This window comes from Shewanella mangrovisoli (assembly GCF_019457635.1).
GTDB classification, from domain to species: domain Bacteria; phylum Pseudomonadota; class Gammaproteobacteria; order Enterobacterales; family Shewanellaceae; genus Shewanella; species Shewanella mangrovisoli.
This window is the reverse complement of the sequence record NZ_CP080412.1, coordinates 1,342,046-1,363,061: the sequence shown is the minus strand read 5'-3', so window position 1 is coordinate 1,363,061 and position 21,016 is coordinate 1,342,046. Positions and strand designations below refer to the sequence as shown.

The 21,016-nt window shown below is 48.6% G+C and carries 15 protein-coding genes and 1 pseudogene; 1 reads left to right on the top strand and 15 read right to left on the bottom strand.

Annotated features, from left to right (window positions below; all coding sequences use genetic code 11):
- Nucleotides 1-210: 210 nt before the first annotated feature.
- Nucleotides 211-2,796, top strand: coding sequence for a DNA mismatch repair protein MutS (gene mutS / locus K0H60_RS05990; RefSeq protein ID WP_220057575.1), 2,586 nt, complete (start codon nucleotides 211-213; stop codon nucleotides 2,794-2,796).
- Nucleotides 2,797-2,991: 195 nt separating this feature from the next.
- Here the strand turns inward: mutS and rpoS are convergent, their stop codons facing one another.
- The 15 genes and pseudogenes from rpoS to rlmD all read right to left on the bottom strand — a co-directional run bounded on the left by rpoS (nucleotide 2,992) and on the right by rlmD (nucleotide 21,008).
- On the bottom strand, nucleotides 2,992-3,972 hold the full coding sequence (gene rpoS / locus K0H60_RS05985) for an RNA polymerase sigma factor RpoS (protein WP_011621912.1): 981 nt from the start codon (nucleotides 3,970-3,972) through the stop codon (nucleotides 2,992-2,994).
- An 80-nt stretch (nucleotides 3,973-4,052) separates the two neighbouring features.
- Nucleotides 4,053-4,949 carry a peptidoglycan DD-metalloendopeptidase family protein gene (locus K0H60_RS05980; RefSeq protein ID WP_220057574.1) on the bottom strand — a complete coding sequence of 299 codons (897 nt, stop codon included), beginning with the start codon at nucleotides 4,947-4,949 and terminating at the stop codon, nucleotides 4,053-4,055.
- A gap of 97 nt (nucleotides 4,950-5,046) precedes the next feature.
- A complete protein-coding gene (locus K0H60_RS05975) occupies nucleotides 5,047-5,682 on the bottom strand; it encodes a protein-L-isoaspartate(D-aspartate) O-methyltransferase (RefSeq protein ID WP_011621910.1) in 636 nt (211 codons plus the stop codon).
- Nucleotides 5,679-6,428 carry a 5'/3'-nucleotidase SurE gene (surE, locus tag K0H60_RS05970; protein ID WP_220054959.1) on the bottom strand — a complete coding sequence of 250 codons (750 nt, stop codon included), beginning with the start codon at nucleotides 6,426-6,428 and terminating at the stop codon, nucleotides 5,679-5,681. The genes K0H60_RS05975 and surE overlap by 4 nt, the downstream gene beginning before the upstream one ends.
- The gene (gene truD / locus K0H60_RS05965) at nucleotides 6,425-7,567 is read right to left on the bottom strand and encodes a tRNA pseudouridine(13) synthase TruD (RefSeq protein WP_258405793.1); all 1,143 of its coding nucleotides are present in this window, start codon (nucleotides 7,565-7,567) and stop codon (nucleotides 6,425-6,427) included. The genes surE and truD overlap by 4 nt, the downstream gene beginning before the upstream one ends.
- 29 nt (nucleotides 7,568-7,596) lie before the next feature.
- On the bottom strand, nucleotides 7,597-8,076 hold the full coding sequence (ispF, locus tag K0H60_RS05960) for a 2-C-methyl-D-erythritol 2,4-cyclodiphosphate synthase (protein ID WP_220057573.1): 480 nt from the start codon (nucleotides 8,074-8,076) through the stop codon (nucleotides 7,597-7,599).
- A 51-nt stretch (nucleotides 8,077-8,127) separates the two neighbouring features.
- Nucleotides 8,128-8,877, bottom strand: a complete 750-nt coding sequence (ispD, locus tag K0H60_RS05955) for a 2-C-methyl-D-erythritol 4-phosphate cytidylyltransferase (RefSeq protein ID WP_088210809.1) — start codon at nucleotides 8,875-8,877, stop codon at nucleotides 8,128-8,130.
- A 10-nt stretch (nucleotides 8,878-8,887) separates the two neighbouring features.
- Nucleotides 8,888-9,187 (bottom strand): cell division protein FtsB, encoded by a 300-nt coding sequence (gene ftsB, locus K0H60_RS05950; RefSeq protein WP_011625569.1) that lies wholly within the window; start codon nucleotides 9,185-9,187, stop codon nucleotides 8,888-8,890.
- A gap of 100 nt (nucleotides 9,188-9,287) precedes the next feature.
- Nucleotides 9,288-10,583 carry a phosphopyruvate hydratase gene (eno, locus tag K0H60_RS05945; protein ID WP_011621904.1) on the bottom strand — a complete coding sequence of 432 codons (1,296 nt, stop codon included), beginning with the start codon at nucleotides 10,581-10,583 and terminating at the stop codon, nucleotides 9,288-9,290.
- 213 nt (nucleotides 10,584-10,796) lie between these two features.
- Nucleotides 10,797-12,437, bottom strand: a complete 1,641-nt coding sequence (pyrG, locus tag K0H60_RS05940; protein ID WP_220057572.1) for a CTP synthase — start codon at nucleotides 12,435-12,437, stop codon at nucleotides 10,797-10,799.
- A gap of 116 nt (nucleotides 12,438-12,553) precedes the next feature.
- Nucleotides 12,554-13,432 carry a nucleoside triphosphate pyrophosphohydrolase gene (gene mazG, locus K0H60_RS05935; protein ID WP_220057571.1) on the bottom strand — a complete coding sequence of 293 codons (879 nt, stop codon included), beginning with the start codon at nucleotides 13,430-13,432 and terminating at the stop codon, nucleotides 12,554-12,556.
- 207 nt (nucleotides 13,433-13,639) lie between these two features.
- Nucleotides 13,640-13,899 (bottom strand): annotated as a pseudogene (locus K0H60_RS05930) (IS481 family transposase); the annotation flags it as partial.
- A 146-nt stretch (nucleotides 13,900-14,045) separates the two neighbouring features.
- Nucleotides 14,046-16,748, bottom strand: coding sequence for a PKD domain-containing protein (locus K0H60_RS05925; RefSeq protein WP_220057570.1), 2,703 nt, complete (start codon nucleotides 16,746-16,748; stop codon nucleotides 14,046-14,048).
- Between the two features lie 513 nt (nucleotides 16,749-17,261).
- Nucleotides 17,262-19,469, bottom strand: a complete 2,208-nt coding sequence (gene relA, locus K0H60_RS05920; RefSeq protein WP_011621900.1) for a GTP diphosphokinase — start codon at nucleotides 19,467-19,469, stop codon at nucleotides 17,262-17,264.
- A 189-nt stretch (nucleotides 19,470-19,658) separates the two neighbouring features.
- Entirely contained in the window at nucleotides 19,659-21,008 is a 1,350-nt protein-coding gene (gene rlmD, locus K0H60_RS05915) for a 23S rRNA (uracil(1939)-C(5))-methyltransferase RlmD (protein ID WP_220057569.1), read from the bottom strand.
- Between the last annotated feature and the right edge of the window lie 8 nt (nucleotides 21,009-21,016).

The window sequence follows — 21,016 nt, the reverse complement described above, 5'->3', positions numbered from 1 at the left end:
CGTTGAGACAAGCTTTTACCGACTCGTGCTGCAGATTTGTCAGGATATCAGTGAATATCCATGGTTTAAGGGTCAATTTTCAGAAAATTATTGCTAAGATTGGCGTCAATTTATTTTAGACAGTAATAGTACACATCCACTGATTTTTATCCCATTACTGTACGACTTATTTTCCCGCTTTGGGCCGGCATAACGGACGAAAACGATTTAATGAATCCTATAGATACCGATGATTTAGAAAAACATACCCCCATGATGCGTCAATATTTGACCATGAAAGCAGAGCATCACGACATGCTGCTGTTTTATCGTATGGGTGACTTCTATGAACTCTTCTATGATGACGCAAAACGCGCCTCTGAATTATTGGGCATTTCCCTTACGGCCCGCGGCAAAAGTGGCGGTGACCCGATCCCGATGGCGGGTATCCCTTACCATGCGGTTGAAGGCTATCTGGCCAAATTGGTTCAAATTGGCCAATCGGTCGCGATCTGTGAGCAGATTGGCGACCCTGCTACCTCAAAAGGCCCTGTTGAGCGAAAAGTGGTGCGCATCGTCACCCCAGGTACTTTGACCGACGAAGCCCTATTGCAGGAGAGACAAGACAATCTGTTAGCCGCGGTTTACCAAGGTAAAGTTGGTTTTGGCTACGCAACCCTCGATGTGTCTTCCGGCCGTTTCGTGATTGCCGAATTAGAAACGAAGGAATCCCTCGAAGCCGAGCTGCAACGTACCAATCCGGTCGAAATTCTCTATAGCGAAGATTTTGGCGCTATGGAGTTATTGCATCATTTTAAAGGCAAGCGTCGCCGCCCCGAGTGGGAATTTGATTACGATACCAGCATCAAATTGCTACTGGCTCAATTTGGCACTAAGGATTTGCACGGCTTTGGGATTACCGATGCGAGGCTTTCGCTGCAAGCAGCTGGCTGCTTAATGCAATATGTGAAAGACACCCAGCGCACCGCCCTGCCCCATATCAATGCCATTACCCGTTTCAATCAAACCGATACGATTGTCTTGGATGCGGCAACGCGCCGTAACCTCGAGCTGACACAAAATTTGAGTGGTGGTCGAGATAACACCCTAGCAGCCGTGCTAGACAATACCGCAACAGCGATGGGCAGCCGGATGTTGCAACGCTGGATCCATCAGCCGCTGAGGGACCATGCGCAGATTTTTGCTCGCCAAACGGCCGTGAATGAATTACTCGAGACTACAGCCCATGAATCATTACATGAGCAACTTAAAGCCCTAGGCGATATCGAACGTATCATGGCAAGACTGGCACTGCGTACCGCTCGTCCAAGGGATTTTGCCCGCCTACGCCAAGCATTAAACCTATTGCCTCAGTTGCAGCAGTCACTCGCGCAGTTAAGTGCGCCCCATACGGTGAAACTAGGCCAACTCTTAGGTGAGTTTCCCGAAGAGCAACAGCTGCTTGAGCACGCCATTGTCGATAACCCGCCCATGCTTATCCGTGATGGCGGCGTGATCCGCGAAGGCTACAATGCCGAGTTAGATGAATGGCGAGGCTTAAGTGAAGGAGCCACAGATTATCTGGTTCAGCTCGAAGCGCGGGAAAAAGAGCGTACTGGCATTGCTACGCTGAAGGTTGGCTACAACCGAGTGCATGGCTACTACATCGAAGTCAGTCGCCTGCAATCACAGCAAGTGCCATTAAATTACCAGCGCCGTCAAACCCTTAAGAATATGGAGCGTTACATCACGCCCGAGCTTAAGGAATACGAAGAAAAAGTGCTGTCGAGCCAAGGTAAGGCGCTTGCCCTTGAAAAACAACTTTGGGACGAATTATTTGATTTAATCCTCCCCAAGTTGCATGAGCTACAAGCCTTCGCCAGAGCCGCAGCCGAACTCGATGTGCTGAGTAACTTCGCCGAACGTGCCGAAACCTTAGGCTATACCTGCCCAGAACTGAGCAGCGAAATCGGAGTAAAAATCGAAGCAGGTCGCCACCCTGTAGTTGAGCGTGTGAGTCAAACGCCTTTTATCGCCAACCCTGTCACCCTGCACAATCAACGCCGGATGTTAATTGTTACCGGTCCAAACATGGGCGGTAAATCAACCTACATGCGCCAAGTGGCGCTTATCACCCTAATGGCCCATATTGGCTGCTTTGTGCCAGCAGAACGCGCCATCATTGGCCCTATCGATCGAATTTTTACTCGGATTGGCGCCTCAGACGATCTCGCCTCTGGTCGCTCAACTTTTATGGTGGAAATGACAGAAACAGCAAATATTCTCCATAATGCGACTGCGCAAAGTTTAGTCTTGATGGATGAAATTGGCCGTGGCACCTCAACCTACGACGGTCTGTCATTAGCTTGGTCTGCAGCGGAATATCTAGCGCAGCAAGTCGGCGCAATGACGCTGTTTGCGACCCATTATTTCGAGTTAACACAATTACCGGAACTCATGGCTGGCGTCTATAACGTGCACCTCGATGCGATTGAGCACGAAGACACCATCGCCTTTATGCACGCGGTGCAAGAAGGTGCGGCCAGTAAGAGTTATGGCCTACAAGTTGCGGCCCTTGCCGGGGTGCCAGCTCGGGTGATTAAGGCGGCAAAACACAAGTTACATCAGCTTGAGAGCCGTGATCATCAAGTGGAAGGTGCTAATGTTAACGGCACTAGGGCACCGATCCAAACCCTGCTAGCTCTGCCTGAGCCAGTGGAGAATCCCGCTGTCAGCAAATTAAAAGCCATCAATCCCGATAACCTGACCCCCAAACAGGCGCTGGATTTACTCTATGAGCTAAAACGCTTGAGTTAACACATAGAGTGAAAACTCGCGATAGCATAAACGCAAAGCATAAAAAAACGCCCTGAAAATTGGGCGTTTTTTTATGACTTATTGAACTGGTTTAAGGCTAAATTTCTAAACCTTAGTCTCTTAACTTTAGTCTCTGAACCTTAATTTCTAAGCCTAGTTTCTAAACTTTAGTCTCTAAACCTTAGTTTCTAAACCTTAGTTTCTAAAAAGTGCCTCTACGGAGAGACCTTGAGCACCCAGCAAATCACGTAGGCGTTTTAGGGCTTCCACTTGAATTTGGCGAACACGTTCACGGGTGAGGCCAATTTCAGCACCGACGTCTTCAAGGGTTGAGGGTTCATAACCTAACAAACCAAAGCGGCGCGCTAACACTTCTCTTTGCTTGGTATTCAGTTCGTTAAGCCATTTCACCACTGAGTTTGAAATGTCTTCATCTTGTACTTTGTAGTCCGGGCCTACGTTGTCGTCATCGGCGAGCACATCGAGTAACGCCTTGTCGTTATCGCCACCTAAGGGGATATCGACAGAGGTGATCTTCTCGTTGAGCTTCAGCATGCGGCTGACGTCAACACTGGATACTTGCAGTTTCTCGGCAATTTCTTCTGCCGTAGGTTCGTGGTCAAGTTTTTGCGCTAATTCCCGAGCCGTACGTAAATACACGTTGAGTTCTTTTACAACATGGATTGGCAAGCGAATCGTGCGGGTTTGATTCATGATGGCACGTTCAATCGTTTGTCTGATCCACCAAGTCGCATAGGTTGAGAAACGGAAGCCTCTTTCTGGGTCGAATTTTTCCACCGCACGGATCAAGCCAAGATTACCCTCTTCGATTAAATCCAGCAGCGCTAGGCCACGATTATTGTAACGACGGGCAATTTTAACCACGAGTCGCAGGTTACTCTCAATCATGCGATTACGGGATTTTTCGCAGCCTTTTAAGGCCTTACGGGAAAAGTAAACTTCTTCTTCTGCGCTAAGCAGTGGGGAAAACCCTATTTCACCTAAATAGAGCTGGGTGGCATCAAGATTTTTTTGCAGGTCATCTTGAACCTGTTGTTCGAGTCCTAGTTCTTGAACTAAATCAGCGGCAATATCCTCTTTATCGAGATCAAACTCTGCGGTATCTACGGAAAAATCTACTAGTTCTTCTGCGGCAGTGCTATTTATGCGGCTCATGATCAAATCTCCCAAACCTAATGTAAACTGCTTGAATTACTGCAATTTTTTATCCTCCATGCCAACAAGGCCCTAAACAATCATTGCTTAGGTAAATAGTTAAGTGGGTTAACAGACTGACCGTGGTAACGGATCTCGAAGCGAAGCATTACCTGATTGGTACCTGTACTGCCCATTTTTGCAACTGTCTGTCCAGCGAGGACATGTTGCTTTTCTTCGACTAAGATCTGATCTGCATGAGCATAGGCACTAAGGTAATCGTCACTATGTTTAATAATCACTAAATTACCGTAACCCCTAAGAGCACTACCTGCGTATACCACCCGCCCATCTGCAGCGGCTTTGATGATATCTCCGCGTTTTCCTGCGATCTTAATTCCTTTATTTCCCTGCTCATTGGCAGAGTATGTCCCAATCAATTTACCTCTTACTGGCCATTGCCACTGACTCACACTGTCTGGCAGTGTTGATGTAGGGGCGACGATCGAAGGGTTAACATTTTGTTGAGAGCTTGTTGCAGAATACGCAGGCTTGGCTTTCTGATCAAGTGTTTTTTTCTGCTGTTCACTTGACAAGTTTTTAGCGGAAGAATTGTTACTAGCTGATTGTTTATCAACAGAATTAGCTTTATTTTGCCCTTTAGACGCTGAATTACTTCCACCTAAAGTTGTAGAGCCTTTGCCATTTTGCCCGCGATCATTCGTTAAATATAAAATCTGTCCAGGGTAGATGGTATACGATTTATCTAATTGATTAATTTTGGCAATTTCGGCGAAATCTTTACCCGCAGCCCAAGATATCGAATAAAGGGTGTCACCTTTCTTAACTTTATATGAATTAGATTTAATGTGGCCTTTGTTATGTTTGGAATAACTGTGGGAGAGACTTTCGACAGGTGCGGGGCGACTCGCCTGAAAGCTACAGCCCGCAAGCAACAACACTAAACTGAGGTTTAAGAGTAAACCCGCATTCAACAATAAAAACTCCTCTTTAGGGCTATCTTACTGTTTTACCTAATTATAAAGGTCAAGTATTTAACGAAGTGACCTAAAGCCAAAAACTTAAGCGCATAACTTAAGCGAGCTCGCCATTGACCAAGGGAACAAATTTGACAGTTTCTATCACTTCGGAACTAAAACGGTCCGAGCGGCGGGTAAAGCGCATCAATTGCTGCGTCTCTTCACCAACGGGGATAATTAATACGCCGCCTTCGGCTAGCTGGGACAATAAGGCTTCGGGAACCTTGGCCGCTGCCGCCGTGACCATAATGCCATCAAAGGGGCTGCGATTCGGCCAGCCCTGCCAGCCATCGCCATATTTGAATGACACATTATGCAGATCGAGTCGTTTTAATCTTTGCCTCGCTTGGATCTGTAACCCTTTGATACGCTCAATGGTGCACAGTTCTGGCACTAATTGCGCGAGGATTGCCGCTTGGTAGCCTGAGCCCGTTCCCACCTCAAGTACCTTTTGCGGCTGATGTTGGAGCAGTAACTCTGTCATACGCGCGACGATATAAGGCTGAGAAATGGTTTGTCCTTGGCCTATGGGCAAGGCGGTATTTTCGTAGGCTTTATGGGCCAGCGCATTATCAAGAAACAACTCGCGCGGGGTATGGGATATTGCCTTAAGAACGGCTGGATGGCGGATCCCCGCCTCCTGAAGCTTTTTAGCTAAATTCACCGCCGATGTTAAGGCAACTCGAGTCATATTTTATCTACCCAATCTTGCAATACCGATAATTGTCTATACGCGGTCAAGTCCACGGTTAAGGGAGTGATCGACACATAACCATGGGCTACCGCATGGAAGTCCGTTCCTTCACTCGCATCTTGTTCTACACCCGGTGGGCCAAGCCAAAAAATCTCTTTTCCCGCAGGATCCTGCGTTCGCACTATGCCTTCGGCCTTATGCCGTGCACCCAAGCGCGTCACCCTGATCCCTTTAATCTCATCGAGCGGTAAATCGGGCACATTGATATTGAGGATCTGATCGCTCGCAATCGGATGCGCTAACAGCCCCTGCACAATTCGCCGCGCATACACTGCCGCGGTGTGATAATGCTTTAATGCCTTACCATTAAGCGAAATCGCAACGGCGGGGAAACCTAAAAAACGCCCCTCCATCGCCGCCGCTACTGTACCCGAATATAAAGTGTCATCCCCCATATTCGCGCCAGCATTGATACCCGATACCACCATATCCGGCTCACCATCACACAGCTCACGTATGGCTAAGTGAACGCAATCCGTAGGTGTACCGTGAACCGAAATATAACCATTATCTAACCTATTAATTCTTAATGGGTTAGTCAAGGTTAAAGAGTTACTTGCGCCGGAACAATTACGATCGGGCGCGACCGTCATCACAGTGGCGATTTCGGCGAGCGCCTCGGTTAAGGCTTTGATCCCCGGCGCATTCACACCATCATCATTACTGACTAGGATGCGGATCATAAAGCGGACTCATCATGCTCTGGCGCACTGGTCTCTGGTGTATCGAGCGCTTCCGTCTGACTCCCTGTTACAGTATTAGCTTCAGGAGCATTCGCATCAGATGAGACTGTCGCTTGCCATTGCAGCTCTTTCACATCTTGATAATCAACCAGCTCTCTTAACAGCGATGTCGCAAAGCTACCCGCTGGTAAGATAAATTCGAGCACTAATCCATCCACGGTTTGCTCGTATTTAAGGCCTTGAGGTTCAAGCAGCAATGGACGGCGCTCCTGCTCAAGCCCCGCGTGCTCAAGGCCGTAGCAATCTTCGCTCAGCTCTGCCATGGCGAGGGTTTCAATCTCGGCGGCTTCGCCCTGCGGCAGCATTTTCCCGCGGCCCCAGAGTGGCGCAGAAAGCTGAATATCCTTCTCAATCAAGCGTTTTAATACCACTAAGTCCCATTCTGGCGTGACGAAAAAGCTCTTACTGCCCGCCAGCATCACGCAATCCCCCGCTAAGGGTTTAGTGCCATGATTCGCCAAACGATAGGAGACGACGGTATTGAACAGATTGGAGCGCACCGCAGACAGATACATGCTGCGCTTATTACGGTCTTTCACCTTTTTACCCGCCAGCATTTGCCGTCCCATCACCAGGTTTTTACCATCGTGGCCGAAACGCTGCTCACCAAAATAGTTAGGCACACCAATTTGGCTAACTTTTTCGATGCGGCTGATAATGTCTTCCACGTTTGTGACATTGCGCAGGGTAAGAATAAAACGGTTGCCCAAGAGCGCGCCAATACGCAGTTTTTTGCTGTGGCGATTGCTGGATAAAATGGTTAAGCGCTCGCTGTTAAGCTCGCTCCACGCCGGGGTTTCTTTACCTGGGATACGAATGCCAAACCACTGTTCTGTGATGGCATTTTTATCTTTTTGTCCTGCATAGGTCACTTCTTTGGGATGAACCTTAGCGAACTTGGCCAGCATTTCAGCCACTTGCACCGTATTCAGCCCATCCTTACGAATGTGGACTAAATGATGCTCGCCCTCGCCCGACGGGCTAAAAGGCAAAATCTCTTTCACGATAAAGTCGCTGTTAACGGTTCTTAAATCGGCGGTGGCCGTCGGTTTGCCGTACAGGTAATGTAGTTCGCTCATGGGTCTTTCTTATCTCTTAAAGTTTCAGGCTATTGGCGGCTGAGTAATACAACGGCTTCGACCGCAATGCCTTCTTTGCGGCCGGTAAACCCGAGTTTTTCGGTGGTGGTGGCCTTAACGTTGATATCGGCAATGTCAGCATTAAGATCGGCCGCCAGCACTAGGCGCATATCCTCGATATGCGGCGCCATCTTAGGCGCCTGGGCAATGATAGTGACATCCAGATTACCCAGCTCAAATCCCTTCGCCCGCGCTAATGCATAGCAGTGGCGCAACAAGACGCGACTATCGGCGCCCTTATAGGCGGCATCGGTATCGGGGAAATGTTTACCAATATCCCCAAGGGCCATCGCCCCTAGAATGGCATCGGAGATGGCATGCAACACCACATCACCGTCGGAATGAGCCACCAACCCAGTTTCGTAAGGGACTTCGACCCCACATAAAATTAACGGGCGCGCTTCACCAAATTTATGGACATCAAAACCATGGCCGATTCGGATTTTCATTACTTATTTCCTAACGTATTTAATAGATTACGCAATTCACTCTGCTTGGCTTCAAGCATTCGCGCGCAGTAAAAAAAGCTCTGCCAACTCCAAATCATCGGGATGGGTGACTTTAATGTTATCCGCCCGCCCGGCGACCAAACCAGGGGAAATACCCGCCCACTCCATCGCCGAGGCCTCATCGGTCACGACAGCCCCCGCGGCAAGCGCGGCTTTTAAATGTAATCGCAACAAGGAGGTTGGGAATAACTGCGGCGTCAACGCATGCCAGAGATTATCGCGGCAAACGGTCGAACTGATTTCACCTAAGCTATTGGCGCGCTTCATGGTATCCCGCACAGGCATGGCTAAAATCGCCCCTTGGGGAAAGTGCACCCGCGATGCTAGCAATTTATCTATGTCTTGCGCCGTCAGGCAGGGTCTGGCCGCATCGTGAACTAAAGCCCAACCATTGTCTGGCGCCTTATCAAGTGCCGCCAGTACCGAGTCGGCGCGCTCAGAGCCGCCAATGACAGTCACCAGCTTGGGATGCTTAGCCTGCGGCAACGCGGCAAACTCAGTATCCTCAGGATGCAGCGCCACAATCACTTGGTTAATTTGCGGATGGGACAATAACTTGTCTAAGGTATGGGCCAGAATGCTTTGCCCCAGCAAGGTTAAATATTGCTTTGGTTTGCCCGCGCCCATACGGCTACCAATCCCCGCGGCGGGGACAATCGCCACCACATGGTGCGAGAAAGGATCAATTTGAACTGCAACTTGGGTTTCGACCTGCGGCGCGGCCTCTAATACGGTATCCATAGGCGCTCCGTTACTGCGAGGGACTCGATACTGAACGGTCACCGCCCACCACGCGATAGAAGGTCTCGCCTTCTTTCACCATGCCTAGCTCGTTACGCGCCCGTTCTTCAATCGCTTCGGTACCACTCTTAAGGTCGATAATTTCCTCTTTAAGCACTTGATTACGCTCATTGAGTTTTGCATTACCTTCTTGCTGAGCCGCGATCTGTTTTTGCAGAACAAAGTATTCGGGCAGGCTGTTATCGCCCGACCACAGCCGATATTGCAGCAAACCGAGAAGCACTATGAGTGCAATGACAAAGAATTTCATGGAGGAATTAGCGTCAGTATCTTGAATTAAAAAAATATACTGCAGATAGTACAACAAAAAAGGCCACCAAGTGGTGGCCTTTTTACATCAGACGACTAAATTACGCCTGACCTTTGATTTCTTTCAAACCACGGTATGGCGCTTTTTCACCTAATTGCTCTTCGATACGCAGCAATTGGTTGTATTTAGCAACACGGTCAGAACGGCACAGTGAACCCGTCTTGATTTGGCCAGCCGCAGTACCTACCGCTAAATCAGCGATAGTCGCGTCTTCAGTTTCACCGCTACGGTGTGAAATCACCGCAGTGTAACCCGCCGCTTTTGCCATACGAATAGCCGCTAAGGTTTCAGTTAATGAACCGATTTGGTTGAACTTGATCAGGATTGAGTTAGCGATGCCGTTCTCGATACCACGGGTTAAGATCTTAGTGTTAGTTACGAATAAATCGTCGCCCACTAATTGGATCTTGTCACCCATGATCTTAGTTTGGTATGCCCAACCGTCCCAATCTGACTCGTCCAGACCGTCTTCAATAGAGACGATTGGATATTGTTCAGTCAATGACTTCAGGAAGTCAGAGAAACCGTTTGAATCGAATACTTTACCTTCGCCAGACAGATCATATTTACCGTCTTTGTAGAACTCAGAAGCAGCGCAGTCTAATGCCAGAGTCACGTCGGTACCCAGCTTGTAACCTGCTAATTCAACGGCTTCTTTGATTACCGCTAATGCATCAGCGTTAGAAGACAGGTTAGGTGCAAAACCACCTTCATCACCCACAGAAGTGCTTAAACCTTTACCGTGCAGTACTTTTTTCAGGGTGTGGAAAATCTCAGCGCCCATACGTAAAGCTTCGCGGAAGTTTTTTGCACCAACAGGTTGAACCATGAATTCTTGGATATCAACGTTGTTATCAGCGTGCTCGCCACCGTTAAGGATGTTCATCATAGGCACTGGCATAGCGTATTGGCCAGGAGTACCGTTTAATTCCGCAATGTGAGCGTATAAAGGCATGCCTTTGAATGCTGCAGCCGCTTTAGCCGCCGCTAAAGACACAGCCAGAATCGCGTTAGCGCCTAACTTGTCTTTGTTTTCAGTGCCGTCTAAGTCGATCATGATTTGATCAAGCTCAGCCTGGGCAGTCGCATCTTTACCGATTAACGCTGCACGGATAGGACCGTTTACGTTAGCCACAGCCGTTAATACGCCTTTACCTAAGTAACGGCTCTTGTCGCCATCACGCAGTTCCAGCGCTTCGCGGCTACCGGTAGAAGCACCAGATGGCGCAGCCGCCATACCGATAAAACCACCTTCTAAATGCACTTCGGCTTCAACTGTTGGGTTACCACGAGAATCCATAATCTCGCGACCAATCACGTTAATAATCTTAGCCATATTACCCTCGATTTAAGTTTAAAAGAGAAAAGAAAAAACCAATACCAATGGGAATTAACAGATGTAGAGTACGACCAAAATCTTTAAATTCCGTTTACTATTTCCGTCTATACGCATGTCGTTTATACACATGGGTATGAGTTTTGACTCATGATTACGCGGCCTGAGTGTAACAAAAGGCCGGGCCCACTGTCGCGGGTCCGGCCTTAAAATTTATTTCTTCAGATCACGTTTTTGATGTGCACTTGCGGCAGCAACGAAACCTTCGAACAATGGATGACCATCGCGTGGGGTCGAAGTGAATTCTGGGTGGAATTGACCCGCTACAAACCAAGGATGGTCTTTAAGCTCAATCATCTCAACCAGTTTACGGTCAGAAGATAAACCACTAAATACCAGACCCGCTTGCTCTAAACGTTCTCTGTACTTGTTGTTCACTTCGTAACGGTGACGGTGACGCTCAACACAAGTGTTACCTTTATACGCTTGCGCCGCTTTTGAACCATCAAGCAGGTGACATAACTGCGCACCTAAACGCATAGTGCCACCTAAATCAGAGGCTTCATGGCGTTGTTCAACGTTACCTTCTTCGTCAACCCATTCAGTGATTAAGCCAACCACTGGGAATGGCGTTGCTTTATTGAATTCAGTTGAGTGTGCATCGGTCATACCGGCAACGTTACGGGCAAATTCAATCAGTGCCACTTGCATACCTAAACAGATACCAAAGTAAGGCAGCTCGTTTTCACGGGCATATTTAGCCGCTAGGATCTTACCTTCCACACCGCGCTCACCGAAGCCACCTGGAACTAAGATACCGTCTAACCCTTGCAGAACTTCATCACCTTTCGCTTCAACAGTTTGTGAGTCAATGTACTTGATGCTCACAGATACACGGTTCTTCAGACCTGCGTGTTTTAATGCTTCGTTGACTGACTTATAGGCGTCTGGCAATTCGATGTATTTACCGACCATACCAATCACGACTTCGCCGTTTGGATTGGCTTCTTGATAAATGACGTTTTCCCACTCAGACAAGTCGGCTTCGCGGCATTCTAAGCCAAAACGCTTAACCACTAAGTCATCTAAACCCTGTGAGCGCAGCAGCGCAGGGATCTTGTAGATGCTGTCGACGTCTTTTAATGAAATAACCGCACGTTCTTCAACGTTACAGAATAACGAAATCTTCGCACGTTCGTTGGCAGGAATCGCGCGGTCGCCACGGCAGATCAGCACATCCGGTGCAATACCGATAGAACGCAATTCTTTCACTGAATGTTGAGTCGGTTTCGTTTTCACTTCACCCGCGGCGCCAAGGAATGGCACTAAGGTTAAATGCATAAACAGGGTACGATCGCGGCCCAGTTCAACGCCTAATTGGCGGATAGACTCAAGGAATGGCAGTGATTCGATATCACCAACAGTACCGCCGATTTCAACGATAGCCACATCGTGACCTTCACCGCCTGCAATCACTTTTTCTTTGATCGCGTTAGTGATGTGTGGGATCACCTGAATCGTCGCGCCTAAATAGTCACCGCGACGCTCTTTACGCAGTACTTCCTCGTAAATACGACCCGTAGTGAAGTTGTTGCGACGGTTCATCTTAGTGCGGATGAAACGCTCATAGTGGCCAAGGTCAAGGTCTGTTTCTGCGCCGTCCTCAGTCACAAACACTTCACCATGTTGCGTTGGGCTCATGGTACCTGGATCAACGTTAATGTATGGGTCCAGTTTCATGATGGTTACATTGAGACCACGGGCCTCTAAAATTGCGGCTAATGAAGCGGCTGCAATGCCTTTACCTAGTGATGAAACCACACCACCAGTAACGAAGATATACCTTGTAGTCATGCTGAACCTGAGAAAATGAGTTTGAAAATACGTGCTTGTAAGAAAGCACTAGGACGGGGCAGTAGTATACCAAAGGTGTTGCCGTTCGACAAACACCAATCCGGATAATTTGCCCTTTATCTTGGCTCGCCCTGTTTAACCTTATCCCAGTAGGCATCTAACTCTTCTAAGCTATGTTCTTCTAATGCTTTATTATTTTGTCTCGCAAATGCCTCTACACCTCTAAAACGGCGTTCAAATTTAACATTGGCTTGTCGCAGCGCTTGTTCTGGGTCCACCTTTAAATGACGCGCCAAATTCACCACTGCAAATAATAAGTCGCCCATTTCGGCCTGCACTTTGGCTTGGTCGAGCGTTGACTGATTCACCTCCGCCAGTACTTCATCAATTTCTTCATGGATTTTTGCGACAACGGGCTCAAGCTCAGGCCAATCGAACCCGACACACGCGACCCGCTGCTGAATTTTGATTGAACGCGATAACGCCGGCTGCGCGCGCGGAATATCATCAAGCACAGAAACCTCGCTTGATGAAGTCACCCCAGCCGCCAATGCCTTTTCTTCACGCTCGCTAGCTTTGATCGCTTCCCAATTGGCCTTCATCTGCTGACTACTGGCATCCGCCTCAAACGTAGCTTCACCAAACACATGGGGATGACGGCGGGTCAGTTTATCGGTGATTTTATTGACGACAGTGCTGAAATCAAACCTGCCCTGCTCTTTGCCTAACTGGCAATAAAACACCACTTGGAATAATAAATCCCCCAGCTCATCTGGCAGCTCGTCTAGGGCTAAACGTTCAATCGTGTCGGCCACCTCATAGGCCTCTTCAAGGGTAAAAGGCACTATGGTTTGAAAGGTCTGCGCCTTATCCCAAGGACAACCCGTTTTAGGATCGCGAAGCTTCTCCATAATCTTCAATAGCGGCGCAACATCGGTTGCAGAAAGTGATGTTGCTGAAAGCTCAGTAATAGAAGGCGTGATATGGGAAGTCATGCTGATATCCTTTCAAGAGAGTCGACACAGGTGCAGGATGCGTAAACAGGAATACACTCAAGCTGAGTCGCAACTAAGGCTGTAATAAGGGCAATAAAGCGCTAATGATAAAGTAGCCAAGCTCAAATTGCTATTTAGAGTCTGGTATTAGGTTTTAACGAAGAGGATATGCCCATCATAGGCTTCATCCTCTTGCCGTTTACACTAAAGGGCGGCAACTTGTTCATCCGAAAGGATTATCCCTTCTGGCTCGACTTTGGCTTCGAGGGCTTCTAATCGCTTTTGAAGTTCTCTAAGCCATGCAGTAACCAAATGGAGCTCACGCCACTGGCGGAGACAAATATCCCTTGTTTTCGAAGCTCGTTACTAGAGCGAGACTGCCCATGGGCAGGAAATACGATAGCATGTGTTAAGACAGAATTTTCAGTTACATCATCAACACGATTCTTGAGGTTCAGTGTTCTTCTGGGCTGCAATCCCCAAAAGAGAAGGCCAGCTGGATTGCTGACCTTCTCTTTACAACTATTCACCTTCAGTCGCCAAACACTCAGTAACCGAACACACCCCAAATAGCTATATGGCAACTTTACACAAGTCACCTGGGCACCAAATACTAAAATCCAAGTGCCGGGGTTTGGCTTGGTTCCAACACCAAACGGGCAACACCAGTGACGCCTGCACCATAAGGCCTGCTGGCCTGTATACCTCGACTGGATGCAGCTGGTGCTGCTTGGTTCCAGTAATCAAAGGCTATTTCTTCATAGATATTGAGTCTGGGGCCCAAACCGCGGGCAACATACCAAGGCGACTGGCTGTCATTTCTGCGTTCTTCAAATTCAAATACATAAATACGTGGGCCCAAAACGCCAAACTCCAATTCTTTAAGCACATACCAATCACGGCGAGCGCATGCCTCGGTGGTCACATCACCACACTTCCAGCGGTAAATTGACTGGAATGCCACATCATCCGATTCGGTATCTACTATCCAATTAATGGGAGTGTTAAATATGGGCGCAAAATCAGGTGGTGAGGATTGGAAACTGCCCAACTGATATCCTTCACCATTGGCATTGAACTGCCAACCAAAATAGGCGAAACCGTTATCCCATAACAAATTACCGTTATCCCAGGCCGATTTATGCCATTGATTGATAGTGGTATTCCAGTACTTGCCCTCTGCGTTGGTCAAGTCAAAGGTCCCAATCACACCGTTTTCAAGCTCCAATGCATAGTCTGTATCTGCGGCAAGTAAGTTACCCTCTGCATCGTAGGACTCACTGAATACCTGTATATCGCTGCCTGACTGGTCGAGCTTGCTGATATGCACGCTACTGCCATCTTCAAATCGGGCAATAAAGGTGCCATGCTCATTAATGCTCCAGGTGAAAGGCCGCTCCAGTACCCTAGCTATACCTGTGCCATCAGCACTAACCTCAAACAAGTCGGCAAACATATCAGAGTAACCGAGTCCTGGCTCACCAAAGTAGTAATAATGTTCGATAATCCAGTCGCTGACTACCTCGTCGGCGGTGAGTTTAAGTTCACTCAGTTTATCGCCATTGCGCATCAGCTGATCGGTGGTGGACTCATTCAACTTTCCACTGGTCGAAATCACCACACCGCCATCCAACGTCACCGGCGTCATGGTTTCTTTTACCGATGCGACAATACGGAAGGTGTCAGTTTTCTCGCCTTCGATTACCCGTTTCATAGTGGTGCTTTGCGGTTTACGCAGCACCTCCACCTGGTTGACTCCTGCATTATGCAGCTGGTTAACCTGCGCCATGGTTAATCCGGCAACGCCCTCCTCAACGGCGGGATAACTGTAGGAGCCAATAGGATCGGAATAGGTGAGGGTTAAGGTGCCATCGGTGAGTGCCCAGCTGAACTTCTCTACACGACCAGTTGTTTCAATCCCGCTGCCGTTCTGGTGGAATTCAAATCGGCCACCGCCGCGGGACAAAAAGCCTGCCGCCGCTGGATACACTTCATAGTAGGTGCTGGCGAGACTGTCTGGCGCAATCGGGGGGGTCAGTTCAGGATCAGCGATGATATCGTCGACGGTCGCACTAATAATACCTGGCGTGGCGGTTTCGGCCGCTGTCACGTAGCTGTTGTATGCTTCGGTATTGGTCAGCAACTCCAGCACATTACTGACCCCTTCCGGCAAGGCAAACGAGCCCCCCTGTGTAATCAGTTTCACCACAGCGGCGGCCTCTATCAACTCATCCGGACTGACTGATTTTTCAACCAGAGTGAATTGGTCTAAATCAGCTGGAACCTCACCATTGTTAGCTGAGACTATCAGCGAATACAAAGCGGTTGAAACTGCATTGATAGACACAGTATTGGCGACCTCATCGGCCAGAGTTTCTGCCTTGGTATCAGTTGGCGAAACCTGAATTCTGGAGGTCACTTTGCCTACCGCAGCCGCCTGTACCGGATCCGCTGTCAGCTGGGGGACAAACTTGTAATACTCCAAACCGGCAGTGCTGGCTGATTTAACAATGAGATTGGTAAACAGATTGGTTTCATCATCGTCAGCTTTAAGTGGCAGGCTAAAAGCACCATTGCTGTCAGTTGTGGTGCTAAAACTGGTACCAGCCACGGTGCCGCTGACCTCGGAGCTAGCAAAGGCTGCGTCAGTAACATTCCCTGTGACGGTATAAGTCACCATGACTGGGGTAACGATGACAGTTCCGACTACTGAGGCGGATTCATCATCATCGTCAGTAACCATCAGACTGAAGCCTAGGTCAGTATCAACCGAAACACTTGGCGCCGTAAAACTTAAGGAAGCCGTGGTTTCACCGGCCAGAGTTACCGGGGAGCCAGAGGTTTGGGTCCAAAGATATGAGCTGATACTACCATCCGGATCAGTCGCTGAGGCTGTTAAGGTCACGGCCGACTTTTCAACAACACCTTCAAAGACGGCTGTAACCGTGGGTAACTTATTGTTGGCCACCAGCACCGAAACCGTGGCACTGGCAGTTTGATTGGCGCTGTCAGTAACAGTGACCCGAAGCACTGCGGTCCCATCAGCATCAACGATCGGTGCGGTCACACCAACGATGGCGCTGGTGATGTTGGCCAGCGTTAACGTGGGGCCAGATTCTTGAGTCCATAGATAGCTGAGCGAGCTGCCATCGTCCTGGCCGACCGAAATAATATCGACGCTTCGGTTTTCTTTAAGCGCAACAGAACTCGCAACGGTTACCGTTGGCATTTCATCGGAGTCATCAGAGCCGCAGGCTGCCAGTATGACAAAAGCCAAAAAACTCACAGACAACTGTTTGAAATTTTTAAATTTCATCGTCACTCCTTAACGAGCTATTGGGTATACACGAGAGGTATGAGATAGAAAACAATTGATAGGTATTGACGAATAATAAGGAATTAGTTCGCCTTTTAACCAATCAAAAAAAGCATAGTTCATATTTAAAAGACGCACGAGAATAATTCTGATTACAGTTCAGTGATTATTAGGTGCGGCCATATCTTTTGTGGTTCGAGCCCTGTTCATACTAGTCTTCAGATTTCCTTCACTTTTTCTATTTTAGAGCGGGTGATGATCTCTGATAGAAGAATACTTATAGTAGGTGCCAATAAACGCACATTTATCATCTAATTAATCGCTACGTCAGAAGTACTTTTTTGTATGATGGAGATAAACTCACGTGGCGAAACCATGAGCGAATACATGGATGTATTATTTATTAAGTAAAGAAATCACCTTCTGAAGAAGATGGTTTAGGGCTGAAAACAAAAAAGCGGTAGCGCTTTATGCCCTACCGCTTTTTACAACGCATAATCACAGAGCCGAAAGTTACAATCTGCGTGCTTCTATCACGCTATCGACTTGGGAGAGCTTAGATAACACCCGCGATAAGCCATCAAGATTATAAAGCTCTAATTCCAGCTCTATGGCTGCCGTTTGATTCTTAATATCCGATGAGGAGCTCATGGCGAGTACATTGGACTTTTCGGCGGCGAGTACCGAGGTGAGATCCCGCAATAATCCGCTGCGATCATGGGCTAAGACGCGCAGGCGCATGCGATAACCACCTGAATAGTTCTCGCCCCAAACCACATCGACGCCACGCTCTGGGTGAACGCGCATTAACTCTTTTACCTGTTCACAGTCGGAGCGATGCACCGAAATACCGCGCCCTTTGGTGATAAAGCCTAAAATTTCATCCCCAGGCACGGGCTGGCAGCAACGGGCGATATGGCTGAGTAAGTTACCCACGCCATTCACCTCAACCTGACCACGGCTATTGGTGCCAGATTTGGGTTGGCTCTTCTTAACTAATTCTTCAACCGCATCTTCTTCGCTCGCCTCATCGAGGCGCAACTTACTTTGGATATGGTTTACGACCTGATGTAAACGCACATCACCGCCGCCGATAGCGGCAAGCAAGTCGTCCATACTCGCCATATTAAAGCGCTCAACGGCGATGGCGGCATCTTTGATTTTAAGGCTGACTCGCGCCAGCTCGGCTTCGAGCATTTCTTTACCGGCGATAATGTTTTTATCGCGGTCCTGCTGCTTAAACCAATGCTGAATTTTCGAGCGCGCCCGCGATGTGCGGATATAGCCTAAGTTTGGATTAAGCCAATCGCGTTTAGGATTAGGATGCTTCGAGGTGATAATTTCAATGCGCTCGCCCGTTTCAACCTGATAAGTAAACGGCACAATGCGGCCATCGACCTTAGCGCCGATACACTTATGGCCAACCTGCGAGTGAATATAGTAGGCAAAGTCGAGCACAGTTGAACCCAGTGGCAAGTCAACGACTTCACCGCTCGGGGTAAAGACATAGACTCTGTCTTCAAATACTTGGCTGCGGACTTCTTCGACCAAGTTGCCGCTTTCGACCACGTCTTCCTGCCATTGCAGAATTTTACGCAGCCAATTGATTTTTTCTTCGTAGCCGCTCTGTTTGCCGGAGTGATTACCTTCTTTATATTTCCAGTGTGCAGCAACCCCCAGCTCTGCATCTTCATGCATATCTTGGGTACGAATTTGAATTTCAACGGTTTTACCTTCAGGCCCCACCACTACGGTATGAATCGATTGATAACCGTTAGGTTTAGGGTTGGCCACGTAGTCGTCGAACTCGCGCGGGATATGGTGCCAAAGAGTGTGCACGACCCCTAAGGCGCCGTAGCAGTCCTGCAAACGTTCGGTGACAATCCGTACGGCGCGCACGTCAAACAACTCATCAAACTTGAGGTGTTTGCCCTTCATCTTGCGCCAGATGCTGTAGATATGTTTTGGACGACCATACACCTTAGCGCGGATATGATCCTCATCGAGGCGCTGCTGCAACTGCTCGACAAATTTTTCGATATAGACTTCGCGGTCTAACCGCTTACCGTCTAACTGTTTCGCAATGTCCTTGTAGGTATCTGGATGCAGATAACGGAAGGAAATATCTTCTAATTCCCACTTTAACTGACCAATCCCCAAACGGTTAGCGAGCGGCGCATAGATGTCGGCAATTTCGCGGGCCAGCAAGACGCGGGTTTCTTCGTCGGCATTTTTCACGGCGCGCAGCAAACAAACACGCTCGGCCAGTTTGATCACCACGGCGCGTACGTCTTCGACCATCGCCAGCAACATGCGGCGGATATTATCGATTTGCGGCTCGGTTGAGCGGCTATTGGGGTTGATTTTTAACGCACCAATGGCATCCATGGTGACAACGCTGGCGACTAACCGCGCGAGAGACTCGCCAAACTTTTCTTTGATCGCCTCTTCGTTTAATAGGCCCGCATCAAACACCACAAACAGGATAGCCGCTTGCAGCGTCTCGATATCCATGTTCAATGGCGCGAGGATTTCAATCATCTCGCGGGCACGTTCGAGCAGTTCTCTTTTCGCGGCAGGACTCTTAGCGGGTAAGGCTTCCACCTGTGCAATCAGGGTGAGTAAGGTTTGCGCCTCCTCGACATGACTGACATAGCGAGCCACCCAATCTTCAAGATGAAAATCGGGATCATTAAAGTGCGCTTCGCGAACAGAGACCATCTAATTTATTTCCTTATTCGTGCTCAAAGAAAAGTGGCACCACCTCGGCACTCCTATCTTCAGCATTGGCACGGACTTGTCAAACCCAACGAGACGAAACTTCACATTTTTTACGTTATTCAAACGCTTTGCTTACTTTACACTCGAATAACGCGGGCAAGTGAGGAAACCTTGCCCAATCGATAAGCCTTATTTTGCAAGCTCAAACAAGGCCATGGCTTCGATATGATGTGTCTGCGGGAACATATCGATTAAACCTAACTTTTGTAACTTGTAACCACGCTCGAGCAACACAGCACTGTCGCGGGCCAAGCTCGCCGGATTACAAGAGACATACACCACTTGGCGGGGTTTCATCTTCTTAAGCCATTGCAAACTCTCGAACGCCCCCGCGCGGGCAGGATCGAGTAGCAACTTATCAATCTTGCCCATCCAAGGCTCGCAGGATAAATCGGCGCTTAAGTCGCCATGGTAAAAGGTTAAATTGCTTAAGCCATTTGCCGCGGCGTTTTCACGGGCTTGGCTGACCATTTCTGGCACCCCTTCAACCCCAATCACTTCAGCGCCCAGTTTAGCTAAAGGCAAACTGAAGTTTCCCATACCGCAGAAGAGATCGAGAATTCGCTCACCCGGCTGTGGTGCTAACCAGTCTAACGCCTGCGCCACCATGGCCTTGTTAATTTGCGCATTCACTTGCACAAAGTTACCAGGAGTAAAGGTGAGGCTTACAGGCTTTGCATCGGCGTTATCATCGAGCAACTGGTAAACGGGCAATAACAACGTGCCATTCACCCCATGGAACTCGCCGTTGTTGTCTTGCAAACAAATATGGATTTGATGCAGCTCAGCAAACTGCGCAAGCTTTGCCATATCCTTATCGTTTAAGGATTTAGTGATCCGAATTACCGCAAAATGGCCGTTGTCGGCATCAATCAATTCTACATGCCCAAGGCTCGATTTGGCCGTCAGTTGATTAAGCAACTTAGCAAATGGGGCAATTAAATCCGCTAAGGGTTTCGCCAAGACTAAACAGGTCTCAATAGGCACCACTTGGTTGCTGCTTGAGGCGCGAAACCCTAGGCTCAACTGCTTGGTATTTTTATCAAATAGGGTCGCAAGGCGGGCACGGCGACGATAGTGCCACCCCTCACCCGTCAATGCTGGCACTGAGTTACCTTCGGCGCCAGCAAATTTGGCCATAATATCAACCAAGGCCGCTGACTTATGCTCGCGCTGCCCAGCTAATGACATATGCTGTAAATCGCAGCCGCCACAGCTTTGGTAATGTGGGCATAGCGGCGTGACTCGCTCAGTGCTCGGTGTCTCGACTTTAATTAGCTTGGCTCGGGCATAGTTTTTCTTTTGTTCGGTCAGCTGCGCCTGCACGGTTTCACTGGGCAAGGCCCCGGGGATAAATACGACTTTTCCCTGATGTTGTGCTATACCTGCCCCTAGATGATCCAGCTGGTGCACGCTAAAGGATTGCTTCGCAGACAATTGCTTGGAACTATTTGGTTTTGCTTTAAAAAATTGTGCCATTTCGGCCT

What these genes read in the sequence shown, in the direction of transcription:
- mutS (WP_220057575.1), top strand. Translation starts at nt 211, where the DNA reads ATGAATCCTATAGATACCGATGATTTAGAAAAACATACCCCCATGATG.
- rpoS (WP_011621912.1), bottom strand. Translation starts at nt 3,972, where the DNA reads ATGAGCCGCATAAATAGCACTGCCGCAGAAGAACTAGTAGATTTTTCC.
- K0H60_RS05975 (WP_011621910.1), bottom strand. Translation starts at nt 5,682, where the DNA reads ATGACTCGAGTTGCCTTAACATCGGCGGTGAATTTAGCTAAAAAGCTT.
- surE (WP_220054959.1), bottom strand. Translation starts at nt 6,428, where the DNA reads ATGATCCGCATCCTAGTCAGTAATGATGATGGTGTGAATGCGCCGGGG.
- truD (WP_258405793.1), bottom strand. Translation starts at nt 7,567, where the DNA reads ATGAGCGAACTACATTACCTGTACGGCAAACCGACGGCCACCGCCGAT.
- ispF (WP_220057573.1), bottom strand. Translation starts at nt 8,076, where the DNA reads ATGAAAATCCGAATCGGCCATGGTTTTGATGTCCATAAATTTGGTGAA.
- ispD (WP_088210809.1), bottom strand. Translation starts at nt 8,877, where the DNA reads ATGGATACCGTATTAGAGGCCGCGCCGCAGGTCGAAACCCAAGTTGCA.
- ftsB (WP_011625569.1), bottom strand. Translation starts at nt 9,187, where the DNA reads ATGAAATTCTTTGTCATTGCACTCATAGTGCTTCTCGGTTTGCTGCAA.
- eno (WP_011621904.1), bottom strand. Translation starts at nt 10,583, where the DNA reads ATGGCTAAGATTATTAACGTGATTGGTCGCGAGATTATGGATTCTCGT.
- pyrG (WP_220057572.1), bottom strand. Translation starts at nt 12,437, where the DNA reads ATGACTACAAGGTATATCTTCGTTACTGGTGGTGTGGTTTCATCACTA.
- mazG (WP_220057571.1), bottom strand. Translation starts at nt 13,432, where the DNA reads ATGACTTCCCATATCACGCCTTCTATTACTGAGCTTTCAGCAACATCA.
- K0H60_RS05925 (WP_220057570.1), bottom strand. Translation starts at nt 16,748, where the DNA reads ATGAAATTTAAAAATTTCAAACAGTTGTCTGTGAGTTTTTTGGCTTTT.
- relA (WP_011621900.1), bottom strand. Translation starts at nt 19,469, where the DNA reads ATGGTCTCTGTTCGCGAAGCGCACTTTAATGATCCCGATTTTCATCTT.
- rlmD (WP_220057569.1), bottom strand. Translation starts at nt 21,008, where the DNA reads ATGGCACAATTTTTTAAAGCAAAACCAAATAGTTCCAAGCAATTGTCT.